This window comes from Shinella sp., assembly GCF_052438155.1.
In the GTDB taxonomy this organism is placed as follows: domain Bacteria; phylum Pseudomonadota; class Alphaproteobacteria; order Rhizobiales; family Rhizobiaceae; genus Shinella.
Map to the genome: position 1 here is coordinate 22,292 of NZ_JBQVPI010000029.1, position 22,817 is coordinate 45,108.

Here is a 22,817-nt window from a genome sequence, read left to right on the forward strand (position 1 = left end):
GCGCTGAATCCATGTCAGTCACACCTGCAATCGACACGAAGACGGCAGTCAGCGGCGGCAAGCGCAAGAAGAGCTTCGTCGAGCTGCTGTTCGAAGGCCGCGCCTTCTTCGCGCTTATCGCCATCGTCGTCGTCTTCTCGCTGATGTCGCCGAACTATTTCACGGTCAGCAACTTCCTGATCATGGCCTCGCATGTGGCGATCTTCGGCCTCTTGGCGATCGGCATGCTGCTCGTCATCCTGAACGGCGGCATCGACCTCTCCGTCGGCTCGACACTGGGCTTGGCCGGCGTTGTCGCGGGCTTCCTCATGCAGGGCGTCACGCTGCCGCAAATTGGCGTGATCCTCTACCCATCGGTCTGGGTCGTGGTGGTTCTCACCTGCCTTATGGGGGCCGTGGTCGGCGCCGTGAACGGCGTGCTCATCGCCTATCTGCGCGTGCCGGCCTTCGTGGCGACGCTCGGCGTGCTCTATGTCGCCCGTGGCGTTGCGCTTTTGATGACCAACGGCCTCACCTACAACAATCTCGGCGGTCGTCCGGAGCTCGGCAATACCGGCTTCGACTGGCTCGGCTTCAACCGCCTTGCCGGGGTGCCGATCGGCGTCATCGTTCTTCTGGTCTTCGCCGTCGCCTGCCATATCCTGCTTGCCCGCACGGCCTTCGGCCGCTGGCTCTACTCGTCGGGCGGCAATGAGCGGGCGGCAGAACTGTCGGGCGTTCCGGTCAAGGGTGTGAAGATCGCGGTCTACGTGCTCTCCGGCGTCTGCGCGGCCGTTGCCGGTCTGGTTCTGTCCTCACAGTTGACCTCGGCAGGCCCGACGGCCGGCACCACCTACGAGCTGACGGCCATTGCAGCCGTCGTCATCGGCGGCGCTGCGCTGACCGGCGGCCGCGGCACCGTCATCGGCACCATGCTCGGTGCTTTCGTCATCGGCTTCCTGTCGGATGGCTTGGTCATCATCGGGGTCTCGGCCTACTGGCAGACGGTTTTCACCGGCGCCGTGATCGTTACCGCCGTTCTGCTCAACAGCTTCAAATACGGCCGCCGCTGAAAAGCGGCGACTGACCGGAACTGACTGCGACCGGGAGAGACGGGCCACCGAGTGCCCCGGCAGCGGAAAGTATTGCCGATCATCGGCGCAAACGAACTCAACAAAGGGAGTGAGATCATGTTCAAAAAAGGTATGCGTGTACTTTTCGCAGCAACTGCCGCTTTGCCGCTGCTGTTCAGCACAGCCTGGGCCGAGGGCCTGATTACGGTCATCGTCAACGATCCGTCCAACCCGTACTGGTTCACCGAAGGCGAAGTCGCCAAGGCGACCGCCGAAAAGCTCGGCTACACGGCCAATGTCGGTGCGCACAAGGGTGACACCAACACCGAGAGCAACCTGATCGACACCGCGATCACCAACAAGTCGGTCGCCATCATCCTCGACCCGGCAAATGCCGATGGTTCGGTCGGCGCCGTGAAGAAGGCCGTTGCGGCCGGCATTCCGGTCATTCTCGTCAACGCCGAGATCAACCAGGAAGGCCTTGCCAAGGCGCAGCTCGTTTCGAACAACGCCCAGGGCGCTGCTCTCGGTGCACAGCAGTGGGTCGAAGCGGTCGGCGACAAGGGCAAGTATGTCGAACTTTTTGGCGCGCCTGCTGACAACAATGCGGCAACCCGTTCGAACGGCTACGAAACCGTCCTGACGCAGTACCCGGACCTCGAAAAGTCCGGCAAGGAAGTGGCTGACTGGGACCGCACCAAGGGCCATGCCAAGATGCAGTCCCTGCTTCAGGCAAACCCTGACATCATCGGCGTGATCAGCGGCAACGACGAAATGGCGCTCGGCGCCATCGCCGCCCTCAAGGAAGCCGGCAAGCTCGAGCAGGTGAAGGTCGGCGGTTTCGACGGTTCGCCGGACGCAGTTGCCGCCATCAAGGCCGGTGAGCTGCAGTACACCGTCCTCCAGCCGGTCGCTGTCTTCTCGGAAGCCGCCGTCAAGCAGGCCGACAACGTGATCAAGAACGGCTCGACCGGTGTCGACACCGAAAAGCAGCTGTTCGATTGCCTGCTGATCACCAAGGACAATGTCGACAAGTACACCGCTCCGTTCGTTCTGAGCGAGTAATCAACACCGGGAGCGCCTGTCCGCGGGCGCTCCCATCCACCTTGCTTGGCATTTTCCTTGCCGCCCGATACGAGATACCAAACTTCTCTCCTCGAAGCATGGCAGGGTTCCCCGTGAACAAGAAAGTCGACGTCAAGGATTTGCTTTCGGAAGAGCTGCCGAGCGACAGCCGGCATGCGCGCCAGCTCGTGCGCCGCCAGGCGATCGCCGAAACGGTCATTGCCGAAGGGTCGATCCGCATCGAAGACCTGACCGAGCGCTTCGGCATCAGCCTGATGACGGCGCACCGCGATGTCGACGAGCTCGTCAGCCGCGGCCTTTTCCGCAAGACGCGCGGCATCGTTTCGGCGGCACCCACCAGCCTCATCGAATCCTCCGATGTCTACCGCGCCACCAAGCAGGCCAAGGAGAAGAAGGCGGTTGCCAGGGCTGCGATGCAGTTCGTCGAGCCGGGGCAGGCGATCTTCATGGATGACGCCACGACCGTGCACGAAATGACCCGCTTCCTGCCGGCCAAGGTGCCGCTGACGGTCATCACCAATTCGCTCGTGCTGATCAACGAGCTGAAGGAGGTGAACGACCTCAACCTCATCTGTCTCGGCGGGCAGTTCTACCATTGGTGCAATGCCTTCATGGGGCATATCACCACTAACGAAATTCGCCGCCTCCGGGCGGATACCGTGTTCATGTCGCTGTCGGCGATCGTCGATGACGTGGTCTACCACCAGTCGCCGGAAACCGTCACGACGAAGCGCGCGATGTTCGAGAGTTCTGCCCGGCGCGTGCTTCTGGCGGATCACACCAAGTTCGAGCGGCGCGCGCTGCACCACTTCGCGGCGCTTGAAGAATTCGACGCCGTGATCGTCGACGAAGATATCCCGATCTCCCACCTGTCGCGCATGCGCTCGAAGGGGATCAACGTCATTGTGGCGGACGGAGAACGAGCCGGCTGAGGTTTCCGCTGCCGCGGATATCCAGATGTCGGTCACCGCTCTTCCTTCGCCTGAGAATGGAGACAGCGATGCCTTGCATCATGGGTATAGACAGCGGCTTGACGGTGACCAAGGCCGTCATCTTCGACGCGGACGGCACGGTACTGGCCATCGCCCGCCGGCGTGTTCCGCAGCTCATCCCCGCGCCACAGCATGTCGAACGCGATATGGACGGGCTATGGACGGCAACGGCGGACGCGATCCGCGAGGCGGTCGCCGCCTGCGGTCGTCCGGCTTCCGACATCGTGGCGATTGCCGCTACCGCCCACGGCGACGGCATCTACCTGCTGGATGAAGACAAACGGCCGCTCGGCAATGCCATCGTTTCGCTCGATACACGCGCCGGCGCGATTGCCGATGCGTGGAACGAAGGCGAGGTTGGTGCTCGTTCGCTGGACCTGACAGGTCAGAAGCCGCACGCCTCCGCGCCGTCGGCCATTCTGCGCTGGATCCGCGAGCACCAGCCGGAGCGTTACGCCCGCATCGCCCATTTCATCGCGGCGAAGGACTGGCTGCGCTTCTGTCTGTGCGGCACGATGGGCACGGACCGCACAGAAGCCAGCACATCCTTCACCAACGTGCAGACGCAGGACTATGCCGACGACGCCTTCCGCCTCTTCGGGCTGGAGCAGCTTGCCGGCCGGCAACCGCCGATGGCGGGCTCCACCGAGATCGTCGGCGGCGTGACGGCCGAGACGGCGCGGCAGACGGGTCTCGTCGCGGGCACGCCGGTCATGGCGGGCCTGCATGACGTCACGGCGTCTGCGCTTGGCATGGGCGGCTATGGCGAAGGCGTGGTCGCCGTCATTGCCGGCACCTACTCGATCAACGAGACGGTGTCGCCTGCACCAAAGGTCGATGGCCGCTGGTTCTGCCGCAACGGCATCCTGCCGGGCGAGTGGAACAACATGTCCATCTCGCCCGCCTCGACCGCCAATTACGACTGGTTCATCGAGCAGTTCTGCGCCGGCGATGCGCGGCAGGCCGAGGCCTCCGGCGAGAGCATCCATGCCATCCTGGGCAAGGAATTCGAGGTCGCACGCCAGCGCCCGTCGAGCGCCTTCTTCCATCCCTATCTCTTCGGTTCGCCCTTCGGCGGAGCGTCGAGCGCTGGCTTTTATGGGCTCAATGCCTGGCACGACCGGGGCGATCTGGTGCGGGCCGTGCTGGAGGGCATCGCCTTCAATCATCGTGTCCATGTCGATGCGCTGCGTGATGGTTTTGCGCCGACCTCGGCCCGTCTGACGGGCGGCATCTCGCGCAATCCCGCCATGGCGGGCCTTTTTGCCGATATTCTCGGCCTGCCGGTCACGGCGACGCGCACGGAGGAGGCGGCTGCCTGGGGCGCGGCGTTGTGCGCGGGTGCAGGCGCCGGGCTCTTTGCCTCGCCCACTGCCGATCCGCGCGACCTTGCATCTATCGAGACGACCTACCAGCCGGATCCAGACCGGCAGCGCGCCTATGACGAAAAATATCGGGTCTTCCTCGATCTCGCCGAGGCCATGAAGCCGCTCTGGCCGACGCTCCGGCGTCTCGGCGGCGCTGCATAGCAACAGGACTGCTTCTCATGACGAACACAACAGCCGGCACGGTCGAGACCTTCGACGTGATCATCCTCGGCGCGGGCATCAACGGGGCCGGGCTCTTTCGGGATCTCTGCCTCCAGGGTTTGAAATGCCTGATCGTCGACAAGGCCGATTTCGGTTCCGGCACCAGCGCCGCTCCCTCGCGCCTCATCCATGGCGGCATCAAGTATCTGGAGACGGGGGAACTGGGCCTCGTCGCGCAGTCGACACTGGAGCGCAATCTGCTGCTGCGCAACGCGCCGCATTGCGTCGAGCCGCTGCCGACTTTCATTCCCTCCTTCTCGCTGATGAAGGGCGCCTTTGCAGCGTTCCGCACGCTGCTCGGCTCGACGACCGCGCCGCGCAGCCGCGGTGCCGTGCTGATCAAGATCGGTCTTGCGCTTTATGATCTCTACGGCGCACGGCATCGCGTCATGCCAAAACATCAGTTCTTCTTTCGCCGCAAGGCGCTGGAGGAAATGCCGGAAATCACGCCGCGCATCGTTGCCGGCGGCATCTACTACGATGCCAAGATCAGCCGGCCGGAACGGCTGGTCTGGGAACTGGTGCGGGATGGCCTCGATGCCAGCCCGGACGCCCGCGCGATGAACGACACGACGCTGCTCGGGCAGGAGGAAGGCGTGCTTCGGCTTCGCGATCCGCGCGGCACGGAGCGGCTGGTGCGCGCGGCCACCGTCGTGAACGGTGCCGGTCCCTGGATCGATCATGTCAATGCGACGCTTGGCGTTCCCGGAAAACTGATCGGCGGCACGAAGGGGTCGCATATCCTTCTCAGGCACCCCGAGCTTGTCAAAAGCCTCAAGGGCCGGATGATCTATTTCGAGGCGGATGACGGGCGCATCTGCCTGGTCTACGATTTCCTCGGTCTCGCGCTGGTCGGCTCGACGGACACCAAGGCCGACAATCCCGAGACGGTGCGCTGCGAGGAGGAGGAGATCGACTACTTCCTTGCCAGCCTGCGGTCTCTCCTGCCCAAGCTGGATTTCGGCCGGGAGCAGATCGTCTATGCCTATAGCGGCATCCGGCCTCTGCCGGCGTCGGACGCCAGTAATCCCGGCCTGATCAGCCGCGACCATTCGGCCCCCGTGGCGGAACCTGTAGAGGGACGGCCATTTTCCGTCATTTCTCTGGTCGGCGGTAAGTGGACCACCTTCCGCGGTTTCGCCGAGGAGGTCTCCGATACGATCCTCGCGCGCATGGGTCGCCCGCGCAAGATCAGCACGCAGATGCTGCCGATCGGCGGCGGGCGCGACTTCCCGGTGGATGATGTCGCGCGGCGCGCCTGGGTTTCCGCGCGATCCGCGAAAAGTGGCCTGCCCGCTGCGATGGTTGATGCTTTGCTTGGGCGTTATGGCACGACCGCCGATGCGGTGCTGGTCCATATCGGCGGGGAGGGTGGCGCCACGCCGCTCGCGCATGTGGATGGTTACAGCAGGGCGGAAATCGACTGGATCGCGCGCAGCGAAATGGTCGAACATCTCGCTGATATCGTCATGCGGCGAACGACGCTTGCCATCGAAGGGCGGCTCAGCGTCGCCGGACTGGACGAGATCGCGACCATTGCCGCGTCTGCCCTCGGCTGGGATGAACGCCGCCGGGCGGAGGAGCTTGCGGCCGTTACCGAACAATTGACCGCCTTCAACCGCGTCAGCCTTTGACACCTTGCGTGCGTAAAGCGCGTGCCCTTGAGCCGGCCGTCGAGAGACGGTCGGCTTTTTCTTTGGCTGTCGGAATGAGAAGCCGGATCGGCCATGTCACTTATTCTGAGAGATAGTTATTGACTTGTTATACCAGTTGAGAAATATAGGCCCACGCCGGGTGACCGGTGGAGGAAATTTCGGCTGGACAGGATTTTGGATCCGGCCGCTCGCATTCAGGGAGGTCTTCGATGACATCGATCGCGCTGTTCGGTGCCGGTGGCAAAATGGGCTATCGGCTCGCCAAGAATCTCAAGGGTTCGCGCTTCGATGTCCGGCATATCGAAGTGAGCGATGCCGGTAAGGCGCGCCTTGCCGGCGATCTCGGGCTCTCCTGCGTATCCGCCGATGAAGGTCTCGATGGCGCTGATGTCGTCATTCTCGCGGTTCCGGATACGGCGATCGGCAAGGTCGCAGCCGGCATCGTCGACAAGCTGAAGCCGGGCACCATGGTGGTGGCGCTCGATGCTGCCGCCCCCTTCGCCGGCCACTTGCCGGAACGCGCGGACCTTACCTATTTCGTCACGCATCCCTGCCATCCGCCGATCTTCAACGACGAGACCGACCCGGCCGCCAAGCGCGATTTCTTCGGCGGCGTCGCTGCCAAGCAGCACATCGTGTCCGCGCTGATGCAAGGCCCCGAAGAGGCCTACGCGCTCGGCGAGGAGATCGCCAAGGTCATCTGGGCGCCGGTCATGCGCTCGCACCGCGTTACCGTCGAGCAGATGGCGCTGCTGGAGCCGGGCCTGTCCGAAACCGTCTGCGCCTCGCTGCTCGTCGTCATGCGCGAAGCCATGGATGAATGCGTGCGCCGCGGCGTTGCCAAGGAAGCCGCCCGCGACTTCCTGCTCGGCCATATGAACGTGCTCGGCGCGGTGATCTTCGAGGAGACGCCGGGCGTCTTCTCCGATGCCTGCAACAAGGCGATCGAGTTCGGCAAGCCCGTGCTCATGAAGGACGACTGGAAGCGCGTGTTCGAGCCTGCGGAAATCGCAGCCAGCATCCAGCGTATCACCTGATTTCCGGCGGGCCTGGCCCGCCGCGGCCGGCGTCACGCGCCGGCTAAAGATCGCACCGGGGCGGCCATTTTCAATGGAGGGATGGCTGCTGGAGTTCGGTGCCTAACCGGGAGGAGAGACTATGAACATTACCCGCAGACTGATCACCGTCGGCTTTGCTGCCGTCATGGCCGCAAGCGTTGCCATGCCGTCTTTCGCGGCCGACCTCATCGCCATCATCACGCCAAGTCACGACAATCCGTTCTTCAAGGCGGAAGCGGTCGGTGCGGAAGCCAAGGCCAAGGAACTCGGCTACGAGACGCTGGTTCTGGTGCATGATGACGACGCCAACAAGCAGTCGCAGCTGATCGACACCGCCATCGGCCGCGGTGCCAAGGCGATCATCCTCGACAATGCCGGCTCGGAAGCCTCGATCGCCGCCGTGCAGAAGGCCAAGGATGCGGGCATTCCCTCCTTCCTGATCGACCGCGAAATCAACGCCACGGGCGTCGCCGTCTCGCAGATCGTCTCGAACAACTATCAGGGCGCCCAGCTCGGTGCCGAAGAGTTCGTCAAGCTGATGGGCGAGAAGGGCAACTATGTCGAGCTGCTCGGCCGCGAAGCCGATCTCAACGCCGGCATCCGCTCCAAGGGTTACCACGACGTCATGGACGAATATCCTGACATGAAGATGGTCGCCCAGCAGTCGGCCAACTGGAGCCAGACGGAAGGCTACTCCAAGATGGAGACCATCCTTCAGGCGAACCCGGACATCCAGGGCGTAATCGCCGGCAACGACACGATGGCCATGGGCGCGATTGCAGCCCTTCAGGCTGCCGGCCGCAAGGATGTCATCGTCGTCGGCTTCGACGGTTCGAACGACGTGCGCGACTCCATCAAGGCAGGCGGCATCAAGGCGACCGTCATGCAGCCGGCCTATGCCCAGGCCCAGCTCGCTGTCACCCAGGCGCATGAGTACATCACGACCGGCAAGGCGCCGGCCGAGGAAAAGCAGCTCATGGACTGCGTGCTCATCACCGCGGACAATGCCGGCAAGCTCGAGACCTTCGCGCTCTCCGAATAATCCTCCCGCGATGGCGCGAGGCGGGGTCGGTCCCGCCTCGCGTTTTCTGTTTGTGACGGAGAATGGGAATGCTGAGGTTCAACGCTGCCTGTACACTGGTGCTTGCGGGCGCACTCGCGCTTAGCGGTTGCAAGTTCGTCAAGACAGAGGACGAGCAGAAACAGGCGGCGGCAGGCGCCTTCAACCCCGACAAGCTGGTCGCCGACATATGGGACGCCAAGGTCGTGCCCTATCTCGAGGAGCGCGGTGGCGCCTTCCAGGACGTCTCGGCTCTTGCGGCAAGCGATTTGAATGCGGCCGCAGAAAAATACGGCCACAAGGAAAAGCAGGGCAATGCGCCCTGGACTTTCGCCGCCAAGATCGACGGCGTGATCGTCGGCGAAGAGACCAAGTCACGTGCCGGGTACGTCGACGTGGATGTCGATGGCGACAAAAAGGCCGATGTGCGCGTCTCGATCGGCCCGGCGATCCGCGGCACGGCGCTGCGCGACAGCCTGAAATTCGTGAACTTCAACGAGTTCAAGAACCAGATCGAATGGGCGCAGTACGGCAAGTCGTTCAACACCTATGTGAACGGTGCGCTGCTGGAGAAACTGTCGCGCGAAGGCCTGACCGGCAAGACGATCAAGGCGACCGGCGCCTACCCGCTGCCCGCCAAGGGCCAGCTGCCGCAGTTCGTGCCGGCCACCATCACCGTGGGAGGCTGACGATGGCTGAACAGGACGATGGCGACGTCATTCTCGAACTCAAGGACATCACCAAGGCCTATTCGGGCATCGTGGCGCTGAAGAAGGCGGACCTGAAACTTCGGCGCGGCGCGGTGAACGTGCTCGTCGGCGAAAACGGTGCCGGAAAATCGACGATGATGCGCATCATTGCCGGCGTTGAGCGGCCGACGCTCGGCGAGATCTGGATGGATGGCGAACGTATTCATCTCAACAGCCCGGCGGATGCGGTGCGGCACGGCATCGGCATCGTTTTCCAGGAGCTGAACCTCTTCGGAAATCTCTCTGTTGCCGAGAACATTTTTGCCACCCGCGAGATCACCCGCGGCCTGCGCGGTATCGACCACAAGGCCCAGGTGGAGAAAGCCAACGAATTCCTGAACCGCCTCGAGGCCGGAATTTCCGCCGATACGCTGGCGGAAGACCTGCCGATTGGCCAGCAGCAGCTTGTCGAGATCGCCCGCGCCGTCTCGCTGGATACCCGCATCCTCATCATGGACGAGCCCACTTCGGCGCTGAGCGCTGCCGAAGTCGACGTGCTGTTCCGCGTCATCGCGGACCTGAAAGCACGTGGCGTCGCCATCGTCTATATCTCGCACCGGCTGGAAGAGCTGATGCGCATCGGCGACTATATTACCGTCCTGAAGGACGGCCAGATCACCGGCCATGCCATGGTCAAGGACATCGATACGCGCTGGATCGTGCGCTCGATGATCGGCTCGGATGCCAAGGACTTTGCCAAGCAGGTCGATCACGCGCCGGGCGAGGAGGTTTTTCGCACGGAAGACATCTGCCTGCCGCGCGCGCAGGGCGGCTATGCGGTCGATCATGTCTCGATCGGCGTGCGCAAGGGCGAGATCCTTGGCATCTACGGCCTGATGGGCGCAGGGCGTTCCGAGCTTTTCGAATGCATCATGGGCCGGCACGAGCATTACACGGGAAAAATCTTCGTCGAGGGCGAGGAGCTGAAGGGCCGCGACACGACCCGGCGTATCCGCGAGGGGCTTGCGCTGATCCCGGAGGATCGGCAGCGCGAAGGGCTCGTGCAGTCCATGTCGATTGCCGACAACCTGTCCATGGCAAGCCTCGGCCAGTTCCTGAAAGCCGGCTTCCATATCGACCTGAAGCTTGAGAAGGCGGCGATCCTCGAGGCGATCCGCAATCTTTCCATCAAGGCGAAGAACCCGGATTTCGACGTCACCTCCATGTCGGGCGGTAACCAGCAGAAGGTCGTCATCGGCAAGGCGCTGATGACGGAACCGAAAGTGCTGCTGATGGACGAGCCGAGCCGCGGCATCGACGTTGGCGCCAAGGCGGACGTCTTCCGCACCATGCGGCGCTTGGCAGGCGAGGGCCTCGCCATCCTGTTTTCCACCTCTGACCTCGAAGAGGTCATGGCCCTGTCCGATCGCATTGCGGTGATGAGCAACGGACGGCTGGTGACGGTCGTCGACCGCAAGGACGCCACCGAAGAGATGATCGTCTCGGCCTCCGCAGAGGGACATAAAACCAAAAGGATGCATGCGTGATGACGACAGCAACGCAAACTGCCGCCACCGGCAACCACCTCTCCACCGGAGCCGCCCTGCTCACGCTGATGAAGCTTCGAACCTTCATTGCGCTCTTTGCGGTGATCATCTTCTTCTCGATCTTCGCACCGAATTTCCTGTCGACCGCCAACATGATCCTGATGTCGAAGCACGCGACGCAGAATGCGTTTCTGGCAATCGGCATGACCTTCGTCATCATCACCGGCGGCATCGACCTGTCCGTCGGCTCGATCGTCGGCCTCTGCGGCATGATCGCCGGCGGGCTCATCATGTATGGTGTCGCGCTGCCGCTGGGCTACACGGTCTATTTCAACATCGTGGAAGTGGCTGTTATCGTCATGGTCGTCGGCATCCTGATCGGCGCGGTCAACGGCCTGCTGATTACCCGGCTAAACGTCGCCCCCTTCATCGCGACGCTCGGCACGCTCTATGTGGCGCGCGGCATGGCGCTGCTTTATTCGGATGGCCAGACGCTGCCCAACCTCACGGGGCGCGAAGACCTCGGCAACCAGGGTTTTTCCTATCTCGGTTCCGGCTCTATTCTCGGGCTGCCGGTCTCGGTCTGGATCCTCATCGTCGTGGCGTTGGGGGCCGCCTATTTCGCCCGCTTCGTGCCGCTCGGCCGGCATATCTTTGCGGTCGGTGGCAATGAACGCGCCTCTCGCATGTCCGGCATCCGCGTCAACCGCGTAAAAATGTTCGTCTACATGTTTTCCGGCTTCTGCGCGGCGATCGTCGGCCTCATCATCTCCTCGGAACTGATGGCCTCACACCCCGCGACCGGCACAAATCTCGAACTCAACGCCATTGCGGCGGCCGTTCTCGGTGGTACATCCATGTCGGGCGGGCGCGGCACGATCGGCGGCACGATCATCGGCGCCTTCGTGATCGGCATTCTCTCGGACGGGTTGGTGATGATGGGCGTGAGTTCCTTCTGGCAGATGGTGATCAAGGGTCTCGTCATCATCGTCGCTGTTGTTGTCGACCAGGCGCAGCGCCGCTTGCAGCAGCGCGTTACCCTGATGCAGATGGCAAAGGCAGGCTAAGCATGGCGAAGGTAAAGGGTGCGCTCATCGGCTGCGGCTTCTTCGCCGTCAACCAGATGCATGGCTGGCAGGACCTGCCTGACGTCGAGATCGTGGCGATCTGCGACCGTGATCCGCAACGGCTGGCGATCGTCGGCGACCAGTTCGGCGTGGCGCGGCGTTATCACTCGGCTGACGACATGTTTGCCGACGGCGGCTTCGATTTCGTCGATATCGCAACGACGGTCGGCAGCCATCGGGCGCTGGTCGAGCTTGCCGCCAGCCACAAGGTGCCTGCGATCTGCCAAAAACCGTTTGCGCCGACGCTGGCCGATGCCCAGGCGATGGTTGCCGCGGCCGATGAGGCCGGCATTCCACTGATGATCCACGAGAATTTTCGCTGGCAGACGCCGATCCTCGCCGTCAAGGCGGTGCTGGACAGCGGCGTGATCGGCACGCGCTTCTGGGGCCGCGTCTCCTTCCGCTCCGGTTTCGATGTCTTCTCCGGCCAGCCCTATCTCGCCAGGGGAAAGCGCTTCATCATCGAAGATCTCGGCATCCATTCGCTCGATATCGCCCGCTTCCTGTTCGGCGACGCTAGCCGCATGACCGCCCGCACGCGCCGCATCAATCCGGACATTACCGGCGAAGACGTGGCGACCATGCTGCTTGACCATGACAACGGCATCACCTCGATCGTCGATGTCAGTTATGCGACGAAATTGCCGGAGGAACCGTTCCCGGAGACCTTCGTCGAAATTGATGGCAGTAAAGGCACGCTGCGCCTCGGCAAGGATTACAAGCTCGTCGTCCACGGGCCTGACGGCACGACGGAAAACATCGTCGCGCCGAACCTGCTGCCCTGGGCCTCCCGGCCGTGGCACAATATCCAGGAGAGTGTGGCCCTTATCCAGAGACACTGGATCGAGCGGCTGGCGTCCGGTCAGGCGCCGGATACGTCGGGCCGTGACAATCTGAAAACCTTTGCCCTCGTCGAAGCCGCCTACTTGAGCGCCGAGCGCGGGGAGACCATTTCGCTGGGGAACCTGCTGGGATGAGCGAGGACCTGCTGAGGCTTTACGGCACAAGCGAGCGTGCGCCGGAAAGCCGGACACTCGTTGCGGGCGATCTCAGTGTGGAGCTTCAGGACGGCAACCTTCGCACCCTGCGTTTCCGGGGACAGGAGGTTCTCCGGGCCGTCGCCTTTCTCGTGCGCGACAAGGATTGGGGCACATGCAGCGCCGCGATCGCCGATCTGGCCGTCGCGGAAACGGGACTGGGCTTTTCCGTTACCTATAACGCCCGCTTCACCGCGCCCTCGGGTGCCAATCTCGATTGCGCCATCGCGATTTCGGGCACGGCAAAAACCGTTACGTTCTCTGCTCATTGTGTCAGCGATGCCGATTTCGAAACGGCCCGTGCCGGCTTCGTCGTGCTGCACCCGGTCGTCGGCGTTGCGGGAGAGCCCGTCGAGGTCCGGCATGGTGACGGCAGCATCGAACGGTCGCACTGGCCACAAGAGATCGAGCCATGGCAGCCGTTCAAGGACATCGCTGCGATCACCCATCAGGTCGCGCCCGGCATTGCGGCGATGACGGCCTTCGGTGGTGACATCTTTGAGATGGAGGACCAGCGCAACTGGACCGATGGTTCCTACAAGACCTATGTGCGTCCTCTGGCGCTGCCATGGCCCTATCGCGTGGCGAAAAACGAGCCGTTCAGCCAGACGATCGCCGTTGAAATTCGGGCGGAAGACGATGCTGCACGCGCTGCCGATGCATCTGACGCCATCACCCTGCAACTGGCGCCGACGGGCTTGCGCTTTCCTGAAATCGGTGTCGGTCTGCGGCCGGAATGCCTTGCGCAGGAGCTGGCCGCGCTCAAAACCCTGAAAACCATCGGTGCACGGCACCTGATCGGCCATTTCGATCCGGGGGCGGGGCATGGCCTTGCCGCGCTGAAGGGCTACGCGGAGATCGCGGAAAAATCCGGGCTCAGAATGACGCTGGAACTTGCCGTACCGTGCAAGCGTCCGCTGCAGGAGGAAATGGCCGGGTTCGCAGCGCTTGTGCAGGGGGCCGGCCTGACGCTCGATACTCTGTTCGTCTGCCCCTCGGTTGATCGCCAATCGACGCCACCCGGAAGCTCGTGGCCGGAATGCCCGCCACTGGAGGAGGTCTATGTCGCCGCGCGCGCTGCTTTTCCCGGTGTGCGGCTCGGCGGTGGCATGATGAGCTATTTCACTGAACTCAACCGCAAGCGCGTGCCGGCGGACCCTATCGATTATGTCAGCCATTGCACCAATCCGATCGTGCATGCGGCCGATGATCTGTCCGTCATGCAGACGTTTGAAGCGCTGCGCCATGTCGTTAGCTCGACCCGCGCGATCTATGGCGACAAGCCCTATCGCATCGGCCCGTCGACGATCGCCATGCGGCAGAACCCCTACGGCAGTGCGACGAAGGACAACGCAGCGGGTGGGCGCATTCCCATGGCCAATCTTGATCCGAGGCATAACGGCCAGTTCGGCGCGGCATGGACGCTGGCTTACGCCGCAACGGTCGTCCCTGCCGGGCTGGAGGTGCTGACACTGTCGACGCTTACCGGTCCCTACGGCCTGGTCGCAGGGGAGGGCGAGGCAACACTACAGGGTGATTTGCGGCCGCTCGCGCATGTTCTGGCGCGCCTTGGCATCTTGGCAGGCGAGGCAGTGCATGCCGTCGAGACGTCTCGCCCGGATGCTTTGCTCGGGCTCGCTTCCAAGGAACGCTTGCTTTTGGCGAACATCACCGCGAAACCGCAGGTGGCCGCCTTGTCCCAACCGCCGCGCAGGGTCTCGCTGATCGGGGCAGAGAGTGTCGATTTGCCGGCAAGCGAACGGATCGTCGTGCCGCCCTATGGCTGCGTCGAGATCGTGCTCTGAACCCTACGTCCGATCCTTGAGGGCATAGAGCGCACGGGAGCGTTCGAGATGTTTGATCATCGCCTTTTCCGCGAGGTCGGCATTGCCCTTCTCGATCGTGCGGATGATTTCCGCGTGTTCGGCGAGCGTAAAGTTTTCGCGGCCCGTCCAGATGAGCATTTCGGTATGATAGGACTTCAGCCAGCCCAGCATTGCACCACTGACCGCGGCGAAGATCGGATTTCCGGAAATCTGCGCGATGTACTGGTGGAACTCCATGTCGGCTTCGATGAAGGCGTCCGCATCGCCGAGGCTCTGCTTCTGCTTGTCGAGGAGGGCATTGAGTTGCGCGATATGGTCCGGGGTCGCCTTGGCGGCCGCTTCCCGGATCATGCCGCGTTCGAAGAAGATACGGGCGCTCTTCAGGTGCTCCAGCGAGTCGGAAGAGCCGGAGAGCATCATCTTGGCTGGCAGATCGACCTGCCGGAAGATGGATTCGGCGGTGATGCGCAGCACCTTGGCGCGCTCGCCCTGCGAAATCTCGACAAGGCCCTTTCCGGCAAGCGCCTGCATCGCCTCGCGGATCGCCGGGCGGCCGACGCCGTAGCGCTCCATGAGTTCACGTTCGGAGGGCATGTCGTCGCCCGCCTTCAGTTCGCCGGTTTCGATCATGTGCTTCAGCCGTGCGAAGACTTCGTCGGAGAGTTTTTTGCGGACGATCGGTTCGGAAACGACGTTCATGGATCACCTGATTTCGACAGGTTGGAATATGCACCAAGTTGGTTCGCCGCAACAGCTTTTGCGGCAATCGGCTTGCAATAACATAAATACTCATTATACCAGTTGACGAAGACAAACAAGCACGCGCCTGCGCTCGGGAGGAAAAACCGTGATCCGTCTGACCTATCGGATAGAGACCCCCGGTTCCGTGGAAGCGATGGCGACGAAGATCGCCAGCGACCAGTCGACCGGCACCTTCGTGGCCTTGCCGGGTGAGACGGAAGAGTTGAAGGCACGGGTGGCGGCGCGTGTCGTCGCGATCCGCCCGCTGCCGCCGACCGATCGTGCCTCGTTTCCGCAGGAGGCGGGCGGTGCGACGCTGTTCAATCGGGCGGACGTCGATATCGAATTCCCGATGGATGCCGTCGGAACCGATCTTTCCGCGCTGATGACCATTGCGATCGGCGGCGTCTTCTCCATCAAGGGTATGACGGGCATCCGCATCGTCGACATGAAGCTGCCGCAGGAATTTGCCGCCGCCCATCTGGGTCCGCAGTTCGGCGTGCCGGGCAGCTTTGCGCTGACAGGCGTGAAGGACCGTCCGATCATCGGCACCATCGTCAAGCCGGCGCTTGGTCTCAGGCCGCATGAGACGGCGGAGATGGTCGGCGAACTGATCGAAGCGGGCGTCGATTTCATCAAGGACGACGAAAAATTGATGAGCCCGGCCTATTCGCCGCTCAAGGACCGGGTGGCGGCGATCATGCCGAAAATCCTCGATCACGAGCAGAAGACCGGCAAGAAGGTCATGTACGCCTTCGGCATCAGCCATGCCGACCCGGACGAAATGATGCGCAACCATGACCTCGTGGCGGCGGCAGGCGGTAATTGCGCCGTCGTCAACATCAACTCGATTGGTTTCGGTGGCATCGCCTTTCTGCGCAAGCGCTCCAGCCTTGTACTGCATGCCCATCGCAACGGCTGGGATGTCTTAACGCGTCATGCCGGCTTCGGTTTCGAATTCTCCGTCTGGCAGCAGTTCTGGCGCTTGCTTGGCGTTGACCAGTTCCAGATTAATGGCATCCGCGTGAAATACTGGGAGCCGGACGAGAGCTTCGTGCGCTCTTACAAGGCGGTTACCACGCCGCTCTTTTTTGAAGGCGACGTCGCGCTGCCGGTGATCGGTTCCGGCCAGTGGGGCGGGCAGGCGCCCGATACGATTGCAGCGACGGGCGGCTCGACCGACCTGCTCTATCTCTGCGGCGGCGGCATTGTCAGCCATCCTGCGGGACCGGGGGCCGGCGTGAAGGCGGTCAGGCAGGCCTGGGAGGCGGCGGTTGCGGGCATCCCGCTCGAGACCTATGCGAAGGACCATGCCGAACTTGCGCAATCCATCGACAAGTTCGCCGATGGCAAGGCGGCCTGAGCCATGGCACGCCCCCTGATCAGCTATTACGGCGACGATTTCACCGGCTCGACAGACGTCATGGAGGCGCTCGCCTCGAATGGCGTGGAAACCGTGCTGTTCCTGAATGTGCCCGACGAAGCGCTCTTGTCGCGGTTCTCCGATGCGCGCGCCTTCGGTCTTGCCGGCACCAGCCGCAGCGAGACGCCGGAATGGATGGACGAACATCTCCGCGCGGCTTTCGGCTGGCTGAAGGCGCTTGATGCCGAGCTTTGCCATTACAAGGTCTGCTCCACCTTCGATTCCGCGCCGCATATCGGCAATATTGGTCGCGCCATTGAGATCGGGCGGACGGTCTGTGGCGAGGCGACCGTGCCGCTCATCGTCGGTGCACCGCAGATTCGTCGCTACACGGCGTTCGGAGACCTCTTTGCCGCCTACCAGGGGCGCACCTACAGGATCGACCGTCATCCTGTCATGTCCCGCCATCCCGTTACGCCGATGGATGAGGCCAATCTGCTGATGCATCTTGCGCGTCAGACGAACCTGTCGTCTGCGCTTATCGACATGGTCGCCCTGTCCGGTCGGCCCGAACCCGAGGCGGCCGATATTCTGCTGATCGACGTGCTCGACGCGGCGACGCAGGCCGCTGCCGGCGCTCTGCTGTGGAACGATTTGCGCCAGAAAAGCCGCTTCGTCTGTGGCTCGTCCGGTGTGGAATATGCGCTGATCCCGGCATGGCGGGCCGAGGGGCTGATCGGCGAAAAACCGGTTTTTGCCGAGGCCGGTGCGGTCGATCGCATCGCCGTCGTCTCGGGCAGCGTTTCACCCACGACGGAACGGCAGATCCGTCACGCGCTCGCCGATGGCTTTGGCGGCGTGACGCTCGATCCAGTCCTGCTGTCCGGTGACAGCGGCGCGGCGGCGATGGACGCGGCGGTCGAGGATGGTCTCAAGGTGCTGGGGAGCGGACGGAGCGTCCTGCTGTATACGGCGCTCGGCCCCTCGGCGGATCGCGGCGGTGAACTCGACATATCCGCTCGCCACCGCCTGGGCCGGGCGCTTGGCCGTATCCAGCGCGAACTTGTTGCGCGCGCCGGCCTTTCCCGCGCCGTGGTGGCAGGGGGGGACACGTCCAGCCATGCGCTGGGCGAGATGGGCGTTGCGGCGCTGACGTTGAAAATGCCTCTGCCGCAGACACCGGGCTCGCCGCTCTGCATCGCCCATGGCGGTGCGCTGGATGGTTTGCAGATTGCGCTGAAAGGCGGCCAGGTCGGCGGAGACGACTATTTTTCAATGATCCGGGCCGGACGTTCCTGATCTGGCCCGATCGGGCAACTCCTATGTCGGAAACTGCCGGTAACATTCTTCGGCGATCTGTTGGAGAAGCGTGCGCGGAATATCGCCGGTCACCGCGTAGCCGAGATCGCCATCGATCCAGTAGAAGGTCTCGACGCCGCCCGTGGAGGCGAAGCGGAAACTCGTCGTCCGGTTCTCCCCGTTGCGGCCAACGAGGACCGTGACCCGGCGCCCGACGTCGTTTTCAAACATGAACATCGCGCCCGGCTTGTCTGCGACCGGCAGAAGGCGGCCACCGACCAGCTTGAAGCCGACCGATTGCAGGTTCGGCACCTTAAGGTCGGTGATATCGAGGCGTTTTCCAAGCCATTTGGCCAGATGCGCCTCCTGGTCGGCAAAAACCTCGACCGGATGGCGGACCTCGCTTGCATAGATCAGATAGGCATTGCGCGCCTCGTGCGGTAGCGCGTCCATGGCCGTCAGCGCCGGCGCCTTGTCGAAGACCATCGGCGCGAAATGGCCGGTAAGACCACCGAGCATGAAGATGAGCGCCGCTGCCGCTGCCATGGCAAGCCGGCGCGGCATGGCAGATTTCGCTGTTGTCGACGGGCCGGCGATCAACTCGACATCCGAGGGGCGGGAAACCGAATAGGGGGCGAAGGCGTTCTTCAGGCCTTCGTTCTGGGCCTGCCAGTCGGCCATCACGCGCGCCGCCTCGGGGTTGTCTGTGAGATGGTCTTCCACGCGCTTGCGATCGGCCTCATCGAGGAAGCCGTCGGCATAGGCGTGCAGGTCCGCTTCGGAAACGGGTCGGCTCTCGCTCATCGGGGGCTCCGCAGGTGAATGACGTTTTCCTCCTGCAGCTGCTGGCGCAGCATCTGGCGGGCGCGCGACAGGCGCGACATGACGGTGCCGATGGGAACGTCCATGATGTCGGCGACCTCCTGATAGGAATGGCCTTCCACAGCGACCAGCATCAGCACGGCGCGTGCCTCCTTCGGCAGGATTTCGAGGGCCTGGACGAGCCGGTTGCGCTCCAGCGGATCCGATACGGCAATGGGGGCCGCGGTGGTTTCCGCAGCCTCTATACCGACGGAGGGGCGCCGCGCGAGGGCGCGGCGGGTGTTGAGATGCAGATTGGTCATGATCCGATAGGCCCAGGAACGGATATTCGCGCCGCGCCATTGCGCCCTGTGGGTGAGCGCCTTCTCGACGCAGTCCTGCAACAGGTCCTCGCTATCGGCATCCGAACGGGTCAGGCTGCGCGAATAACGCCGGAGCTGCGGCAGGAGCGCCAGAATTTCGGCGTCGAAGGACAGAGGCGGGGAGGCGGGGCCTTCCCGTCCGCCGCCCTCGCCCGAGCCGTGCGGGTCAGGGCTTCGCGACATTCCAGACGTCGTTCACGCCATCGCCGGTCGTATCGCCTTCCTTGGTGTCCTTGATCCAGTAGTAGAGCGGCATGCCGTCCTTGGCCCATTGTTTCGCCCCGTCCTTGCGGGTGACGAGGGAATATGCACCCTCTGCCTTCGCATCGGAAGCGGCGATCGCCGGCGGCCAGTTCGTGGCGCATTTGTCGTAGCAGTTGGAGGTGCCGGCCTTGTCCTTCTTGAAGGTGTAGAGGGTCATGCCCTTCTCGCCGGCAAGCACCTCGCCCTTGTCGGTCTTGACGGTCGTGAACGGTTCGGCGGCGAAGGCCGTGCCTGCCAGGACGGCAATGGCGAGCGGCACGAGGATGAGAAACTTCATGGTCGTCTCCTGTCGTTACGACGGCTTTTTCCAGCCGCCCATGCCAAGACACCGAAGCCCATGAAATTATTCCGCCCCCGCTTCAAAAAAATGGCAACAGCCAATAAAGCTCTTTTCGCCGATGTCGGTTCCGGCTCGGCGAAGCGAGCGTGAACGTGCTAGAGCTTATCCGCGCTATGCGCATCTGGGAATTCGAGAGGAAGAATGGCGGAAGAGGATCGCGACGAACGCCGCAGGGCGGATCCCGATGCGTTGCTTGCATTGGCGGACAAGGATCGCCGGGGCAAGCTGACCGTTTTTCTGGGGGCGGCGCCCGGCGTCGGCAAGACCTATGCCATGCTGTCCCGGGCCGGGCGATTGAAGGCCGAAGGTGCGGATATCGTCGTCGGGCTGGTCGAAACCCATGGACGCAGCGAAACCGCCGCCCTTCTCAACGGCCTGGAGGTCCTGCCCCGCGCGTCCATCCCCTATCGTGGCCGGACGCTTGAGGAGTTCGATCTCGACGGTGCGCTGGCCCGGCGGCCGCGCATCGTGCTTGTCGACGAACTTGCCCATTCCAACCCGGAAGGCAGCCGGCATCCGAAGCGCCACCAGGACATCGAGGAACTGATCGCCGCCGGCATCGACGTCTGGACGGCCGTCAATATCCAGCATCTCGAAAGCCTGGCCGATCTCGTTGCGCAGATTACCGGGGTGACGGTGCGCGAACGCGTGCCGGACGTTGTCCTGAAGAAGGCCGACGAGGTCGTGCTGGTCGACCTGCCGCCGACAGAACTCATCGAGCGGCTGAAGGAAGGCAAGGTCTATCTGCCTGAAAGCGCCAGCCGCGCCATAGACCGCTTCTTCCGGCTCGGAAACCTGACGGCGCTTCGCGAACTGGCGCTGCGGCGCACGGCGGACCGGGTCGACGAGCAGGTGGTCGACTACCTGAAGCAGCACGCAATCGAAGGCCCCTGGGCGACCGGCGAGCGACTGCTCGTCTGCGTCGGGCCGGACGATCTTTCGGAAAAGGTCGTGCGGGTCGCAAGCCGCCTTGCCTCCGGCCTCAATGCACCCTGGCTCGTCGTATCCATCGACCGGGCGGACCGCGATGTGGAGACGAAGGAGCACCTGCAGCGCATCGAAGCGCTGTTTCGTCTCGCCGAGCAGCTTGGTGCCGAAACGCGCCGGGTGGTCGGCAACGACTTTGTCGCAGAAATCCTCAAGCTGGCCCGGCGCGAGCATGCCACGCAGATCGTCATCGGCGCCAAGCGCAACCGCAGCTGGACGCGGTTTTTTTCCCGGTCGCTGCCGGATGCGCTATCGCACCGGGCAGCCGGTCTCGGGGTCTATTTCGTCACGCCGGAGAAAAACGAAAAACCTCCGGTGCAAGCGCGCCCTGCCATGCCCGGCGTCGCATCGTTGCGCCAAGCCGCATTGATTGCGACAGGTCTCGTTGCCGTCACGGCGCTGGCGGGCAAGTTGGTCCACCTCGCCGCCGACTTGCCGAACATCTCGCTGCTCTTCCTGCTCGCCGTTCTCGGCTCGGCGGTATTGGGCGGCTACATGTCTGCTTTCATCGCTGCCATCCTGTCGGCGCTCGCCTATAACTTCCTGTTCATCGACCCGCTGCACACCTTCACGATCACCGCGCCGCATGAGGTTTTTGCGCTTGTCGTCTTCCTGTCGGTCGCGATCATTGCCGGTGGTTTCGCCTCCCGCATCAAGGAGCAGGCAGAGGTTGCCCGCGTGCGTGCGACGGCATTGCAATCGCTCTACGATTTCTCGCGAAAGCTCTCGACGACGGCGAAGGCCGACGATGCCATCTGGGTCGCGGTCTCCCATCTTCAGGCGAGCCTGAAGCGCAACATCGTTCTGCTGCTGCCGGAGGGAAGCAATCTGACGGTGGCCGCCGTCTGGCCGCCCGACACGGAACTGGACGTGACCGACTTCACCGCCGCGCGCTGGACGCGCGACAAGCAGGAGATTGCCGGTTCCGGTACCAGCACCCTTCCGAACAGCCGCTTCGAGTTCCGCCCGCTGATGGGCCCTCATGGCCTGGTCGGCGTCTGCGGGATCCAGCAGACGGACGACCGTCTCGATATCAACGCCGAACGCGCGCTGTCGGCGATCCTCGACCAGACGGCGATCGCACTCGATCGCGCGCGGCTTTCCGAAGACAGCGTTGCGCAGGCGGCAAGGCAGGAGGGCGAACGCTACCGCGATGCCCTGTTGTCCTCCGTCTCGCATGACTTGCGGACGCCGCTTGCCACCATCGTCGATGCCGCCGGCAGCCTGCGCCAGGCGGGCGGAGAGGTCAGTCCCGAGCGCCGCGACGGCCTCCTTCGATCGATCGAGGAAGAGGCGAACCGGATGAGCCAGTTCGTCGCCAACCTGCTCGACATGACCCGCATTGCCGCCGGCACGCTGAAGCCGAAGCGGGATCGGATCGATGTCACCGAAGCCGTACAGTCGGCTGTCGAGCGGGCGCGTAAATATTTTCCGGACAGGCTGATCGAGGCGGGCATCGCGACCGATTTGCCGTTCATCGAAGGCGACAGCGTGCTGCTCGGCCAGGCGCTGTTCAACCTGCTCGACAATGCAGTGAAGTACGGTGGCGACGAGCCGGTCAACGTCTATGCCCGGTGCGACGGGCAGGAGGTAATCATTTCGGTTACCGATCTCGGCAAGGGCATTCCCCCGGCGGAAATCGATCGCGTCTTTGAAAAGTTCTATCGCCGCGGCAAGCCGGATGGACGCTCGTCGGGCACCGGCCTTGGTCTTTCCATCGCTCGCGGTTTCATCGACGCGATGGGCGGTAAAATTCATGCCGAAAGTCCGGCAGTCAAGAAGCGGGGAACCCGCATCGTTGTGCGTATGCCCGCCGGTGACAAGGCGAAGCCCGAGAAGGTAAGCCAGTGAGGGCCGGCGTCGCGGTATCCGCGATGCACCAATGAAATCGCCTACTCCAGCGCGTCCGCCTCCTTGCGGG

General features: G+C 63.3%; 19 protein-coding genes. 15 read left to right on the forward strand and 4 right to left on the reverse strand.

Annotated elements, in window-relative coordinates; genetic code table 11:
* Positions 1 to 11 precede the first annotated feature (11 nt).
* The 12 genes from ACT6VE_RS29325 to apnL all read left to right on the forward strand — a co-directional run bounded on the left by ACT6VE_RS29325 (position 12) and on the right by apnL (position 14,697).
* Entirely contained in the window at positions 12 to 1,052 is a 1,041-nt protein-coding gene (locus ACT6VE_RS29325; protein ID WP_444801797.1) for an ABC transporter permease, read from the forward strand.
* Positions 1,053 to 1,169: 117 nt separating this feature from the next.
* On the forward strand, positions 1,170 to 2,117 hold the full coding sequence (locus ACT6VE_RS29330) for a D-ribose ABC transporter substrate-binding protein (RefSeq protein ID WP_069061614.1): 948 nt from the start codon (positions 1,170 to 1,172) through the stop codon (positions 2,115 to 2,117).
* A gap of 98 nt (positions 2,118 to 2,215) precedes the next feature.
* Complete coding sequence (locus ACT6VE_RS29335; protein WP_444801798.1) at positions 2,216 to 3,070, forward strand: DeoR/GlpR family DNA-binding transcription regulator; 855 nt, start codon at positions 2,216 to 2,218, stop codon at positions 3,068 to 3,070.
* 68 nt (positions 3,071 to 3,138) lie between these two features.
* Positions 3,139 to 4,659, forward strand: coding sequence for an FGGY-family carbohydrate kinase (locus ACT6VE_RS29340; RefSeq protein WP_444801799.1), 1,521 nt, complete (start codon positions 3,139 to 3,141; stop codon positions 4,657 to 4,659).
* Between the two features lie 17 nt (positions 4,660 to 4,676).
* Entirely contained in the window at positions 4,677 to 6,353 is a 1,677-nt protein-coding gene (locus tag ACT6VE_RS29345; protein WP_444801800.1) for a glycerol-3-phosphate dehydrogenase/oxidase, read from the forward strand.
* A gap of 230 nt (positions 6,354 to 6,583) precedes the next feature.
* Positions 6,584 to 7,411: a phosphogluconate dehydrogenase C-terminal domain-containing protein gene (locus tag ACT6VE_RS29350; protein ID WP_444801801.1), complete on the forward strand. Its 828-nt coding sequence runs from the start codon at positions 6,584 to 6,586 to the stop codon at positions 7,409 to 7,411.
* Positions 7,412 to 7,532: 121 nt separating this feature from the next.
* Positions 7,533 to 8,474 carry a D-ribose ABC transporter substrate-binding protein gene (locus ACT6VE_RS29355; protein ID WP_160860763.1) on the forward strand — a complete coding sequence of 314 codons (942 nt, stop codon included), beginning with the start codon at positions 7,533 to 7,535 and terminating at the stop codon, positions 8,472 to 8,474.
* 68 nt (positions 8,475 to 8,542) lie between these two features.
* On the forward strand, positions 8,543 to 9,181 hold the full coding sequence (locus ACT6VE_RS29360; protein WP_257946392.1) for a DUF2291 family protein: 639 nt from the start codon (positions 8,543 to 8,545) through the stop codon (positions 9,179 to 9,181).
* 2 nt (positions 9,182 to 9,183) lie between these two features.
* A complete protein-coding gene (locus ACT6VE_RS29365; RefSeq protein ID WP_444801802.1) occupies positions 9,184 to 10,728 on the forward strand; it encodes a sugar ABC transporter ATP-binding protein in 1,545 nt (514 codons plus the stop codon).
* Positions 10,728 to 11,795 carry an ABC transporter permease gene (locus tag ACT6VE_RS29370; protein ID WP_257947140.1) on the forward strand — a complete coding sequence of 356 codons (1,068 nt, stop codon included), beginning with the start codon at positions 10,728 to 10,730 and terminating at the stop codon, positions 11,793 to 11,795. Before ACT6VE_RS29365 ends, ACT6VE_RS29370 begins: the two co-directional genes overlap by 1 nt.
* Before the next feature lie 2 nt (positions 11,796 to 11,797).
* Positions 11,798 to 12,832 (forward strand): Gfo/Idh/MocA family protein, encoded by a 1,035-nt coding sequence (locus ACT6VE_RS29375; protein WP_444801803.1) that lies wholly within the window; start codon positions 11,798 to 11,800, stop codon positions 12,830 to 12,832.
* Positions 12,829 to 14,697 carry a D-apionate lactonase gene (gene apnL, locus ACT6VE_RS29380; RefSeq protein WP_444801804.1) on the forward strand — a complete coding sequence of 623 codons (1,869 nt, stop codon included), beginning with the start codon at positions 12,829 to 12,831 and terminating at the stop codon, positions 14,695 to 14,697. The genes ACT6VE_RS29375 and apnL overlap by 4 nt, the downstream gene beginning before the upstream one ends.
* A 3-nt stretch (positions 14,698 to 14,700) precedes the next feature.
* On the opposite strand, the gene ACT6VE_RS29385 is transcribed toward apnL, so the two are convergent.
* Complete coding sequence (locus tag ACT6VE_RS29385; RefSeq protein ID WP_444801805.1) at positions 14,701 to 15,417, reverse strand: transcriptional regulator NanR; 717 nt, start codon at positions 15,415 to 15,417, stop codon at positions 14,701 to 14,703.
* Positions 15,418 to 15,565: 148 nt separating this feature from the next.
* Here ACT6VE_RS29385 and oiaX point away from each other — a divergent pair, with 148 nt between their 5' ends.
* Both oiaX and ACT6VE_RS29395 read left to right on the forward strand, forming a co-directional pair.
* Positions 15,566 to 16,822 carry a 3-oxo-isoapionate-4-phosphate decarboxylase OiaX gene (gene oiaX, locus ACT6VE_RS29390; RefSeq protein WP_444801806.1) on the forward strand — a complete coding sequence of 419 codons (1,257 nt, stop codon included), beginning with the start codon at positions 15,566 to 15,568 and terminating at the stop codon, positions 16,820 to 16,822.
* A 3-nt stretch (positions 16,823 to 16,825) separates the two neighbouring features.
* Positions 16,826 to 18,121 carry a four-carbon acid sugar kinase family protein gene (locus ACT6VE_RS29395; protein WP_444801807.1) on the forward strand — a complete coding sequence of 432 codons (1,296 nt, stop codon included), beginning with the start codon at positions 16,826 to 16,828 and terminating at the stop codon, positions 18,119 to 18,121.
* 21 nt (positions 18,122 to 18,142) lie between these two features.
* Here ACT6VE_RS29395 and ACT6VE_RS29400 read toward each other — a convergent pair whose 3' ends face one another.
* From ACT6VE_RS29400 to ACT6VE_RS29410, 3 genes are read right to left on the reverse strand one after another with little or no spacing between them, the layout of a single operon-like run.
* A complete protein-coding gene (locus ACT6VE_RS29400) occupies positions 18,143 to 18,925 on the reverse strand; it encodes an anti-sigma factor family protein (RefSeq protein WP_444801808.1) in 783 nt (260 codons plus the stop codon).
* On the reverse strand, positions 18,922 to 19,488 hold the full coding sequence (locus ACT6VE_RS29405; protein WP_069060938.1) for an RNA polymerase sigma factor: 567 nt from the start codon (positions 19,486 to 19,488) through the stop codon (positions 18,922 to 18,924). The genes ACT6VE_RS29400 and ACT6VE_RS29405 overlap by 4 nt, the downstream gene beginning before the upstream one ends.
* Positions 19,472 to 19,846, reverse strand: a complete 375-nt coding sequence (locus ACT6VE_RS29410) for a COG4315 family predicted lipoprotein (RefSeq protein ID WP_444801809.1) — start codon at positions 19,844 to 19,846, stop codon at positions 19,472 to 19,474. The genes ACT6VE_RS29405 and ACT6VE_RS29410 overlap by 17 nt, the downstream gene beginning before the upstream one ends.
* Positions 19,847 to 20,050: 204 nt before the next feature.
* Here ACT6VE_RS29410 and ACT6VE_RS29415 point away from each other — a divergent pair, with 204 nt between their 5' ends.
* Complete coding sequence (locus ACT6VE_RS29415; RefSeq protein ID WP_444801810.1) at positions 20,051 to 22,747, forward strand: ATP-binding protein; 2,697 nt, start codon at positions 20,051 to 20,053, stop codon at positions 22,745 to 22,747.
* Positions 22,748 to 22,817: the final 70 nt, after the last annotated feature.

Coding starts and splice junctions, on each gene's coding strand:
- ACT6VE_RS29325 (WP_444801797.1), top strand. CDS start 12: ATGTCAGTCACACCTGCAATCGACACGAAGACGGCAGTCAGCGGCGGC.
- ACT6VE_RS29330 (WP_069061614.1), top strand. CDS start 1,170: ATGTTCAAAAAAGGTATGCGTGTACTTTTCGCAGCAACTGCCGCTTTG.
- ACT6VE_RS29335 (WP_444801798.1), top strand. CDS start 2,216: ATGGCAGGGTTCCCCGTGAACAAGAAAGTCGACGTCAAGGATTTGCTT.
- ACT6VE_RS29340 (WP_444801799.1), top strand. CDS start 3,139: ATGCCTTGCATCATGGGTATAGACAGCGGCTTGACGGTGACCAAGGCC.
- ACT6VE_RS29345 (WP_444801800.1), top strand. CDS start 4,677: ATGACGAACACAACAGCCGGCACGGTCGAGACCTTCGACGTGATCATC.
- ACT6VE_RS29350 (WP_444801801.1), top strand. CDS start 6,584: ATGACATCGATCGCGCTGTTCGGTGCCGGTGGCAAAATGGGCTATCGG.
- ACT6VE_RS29355 (WP_160860763.1), top strand. CDS start 7,533: ATGAACATTACCCGCAGACTGATCACCGTCGGCTTTGCTGCCGTCATG.
- ACT6VE_RS29360 (WP_257946392.1), top strand. CDS start 8,543: ATGCTGAGGTTCAACGCTGCCTGTACACTGGTGCTTGCGGGCGCACTC.
- ACT6VE_RS29365 (WP_444801802.1), top strand. CDS start 9,184: ATGGCTGAACAGGACGATGGCGACGTCATTCTCGAACTCAAGGACATC.
- ACT6VE_RS29370 (WP_257947140.1), top strand. CDS start 10,728: ATGACGACAGCAACGCAAACTGCCGCCACCGGCAACCACCTCTCCACC.
- ACT6VE_RS29375 (WP_444801803.1), top strand. CDS start 11,798: ATGGCGAAGGTAAAGGGTGCGCTCATCGGCTGCGGCTTCTTCGCCGTC.
- apnL (WP_444801804.1), top strand. CDS start 12,829: ATGAGCGAGGACCTGCTGAGGCTTTACGGCACAAGCGAGCGTGCGCCG.
- ACT6VE_RS29385 (WP_444801805.1), bottom strand. CDS start 15,417: ATGAACGTCGTTTCCGAACCGATCGTCCGCAAAAAACTCTCCGACGAA.
- ACT6VE_RS29395 (WP_444801807.1), top strand. CDS start 16,826: ATGGCACGCCCCCTGATCAGCTATTACGGCGACGATTTCACCGGCTCG.
- ACT6VE_RS29400 (WP_444801808.1), bottom strand. CDS start 18,925: ATGAGCGAGAGCCGACCCGTTTCCGAAGCGGACCTGCACGCCTATGCC.
- ACT6VE_RS29405 (WP_069060938.1), bottom strand. CDS start 19,488: ATGTCGCGAAGCCCTGACCCGCACGGCTCGGGCGAGGGCGGCGGACGG.
- ACT6VE_RS29410 (WP_444801809.1), bottom strand. CDS start 19,846: ATGAAGTTTCTCATCCTCGTGCCGCTCGCCATTGCCGTCCTGGCAGGC.
- ACT6VE_RS29415 (WP_444801810.1), top strand. CDS start 20,051: ATGGCGGAAGAGGATCGCGACGAACGCCGCAGGGCGGATCCCGATGCG.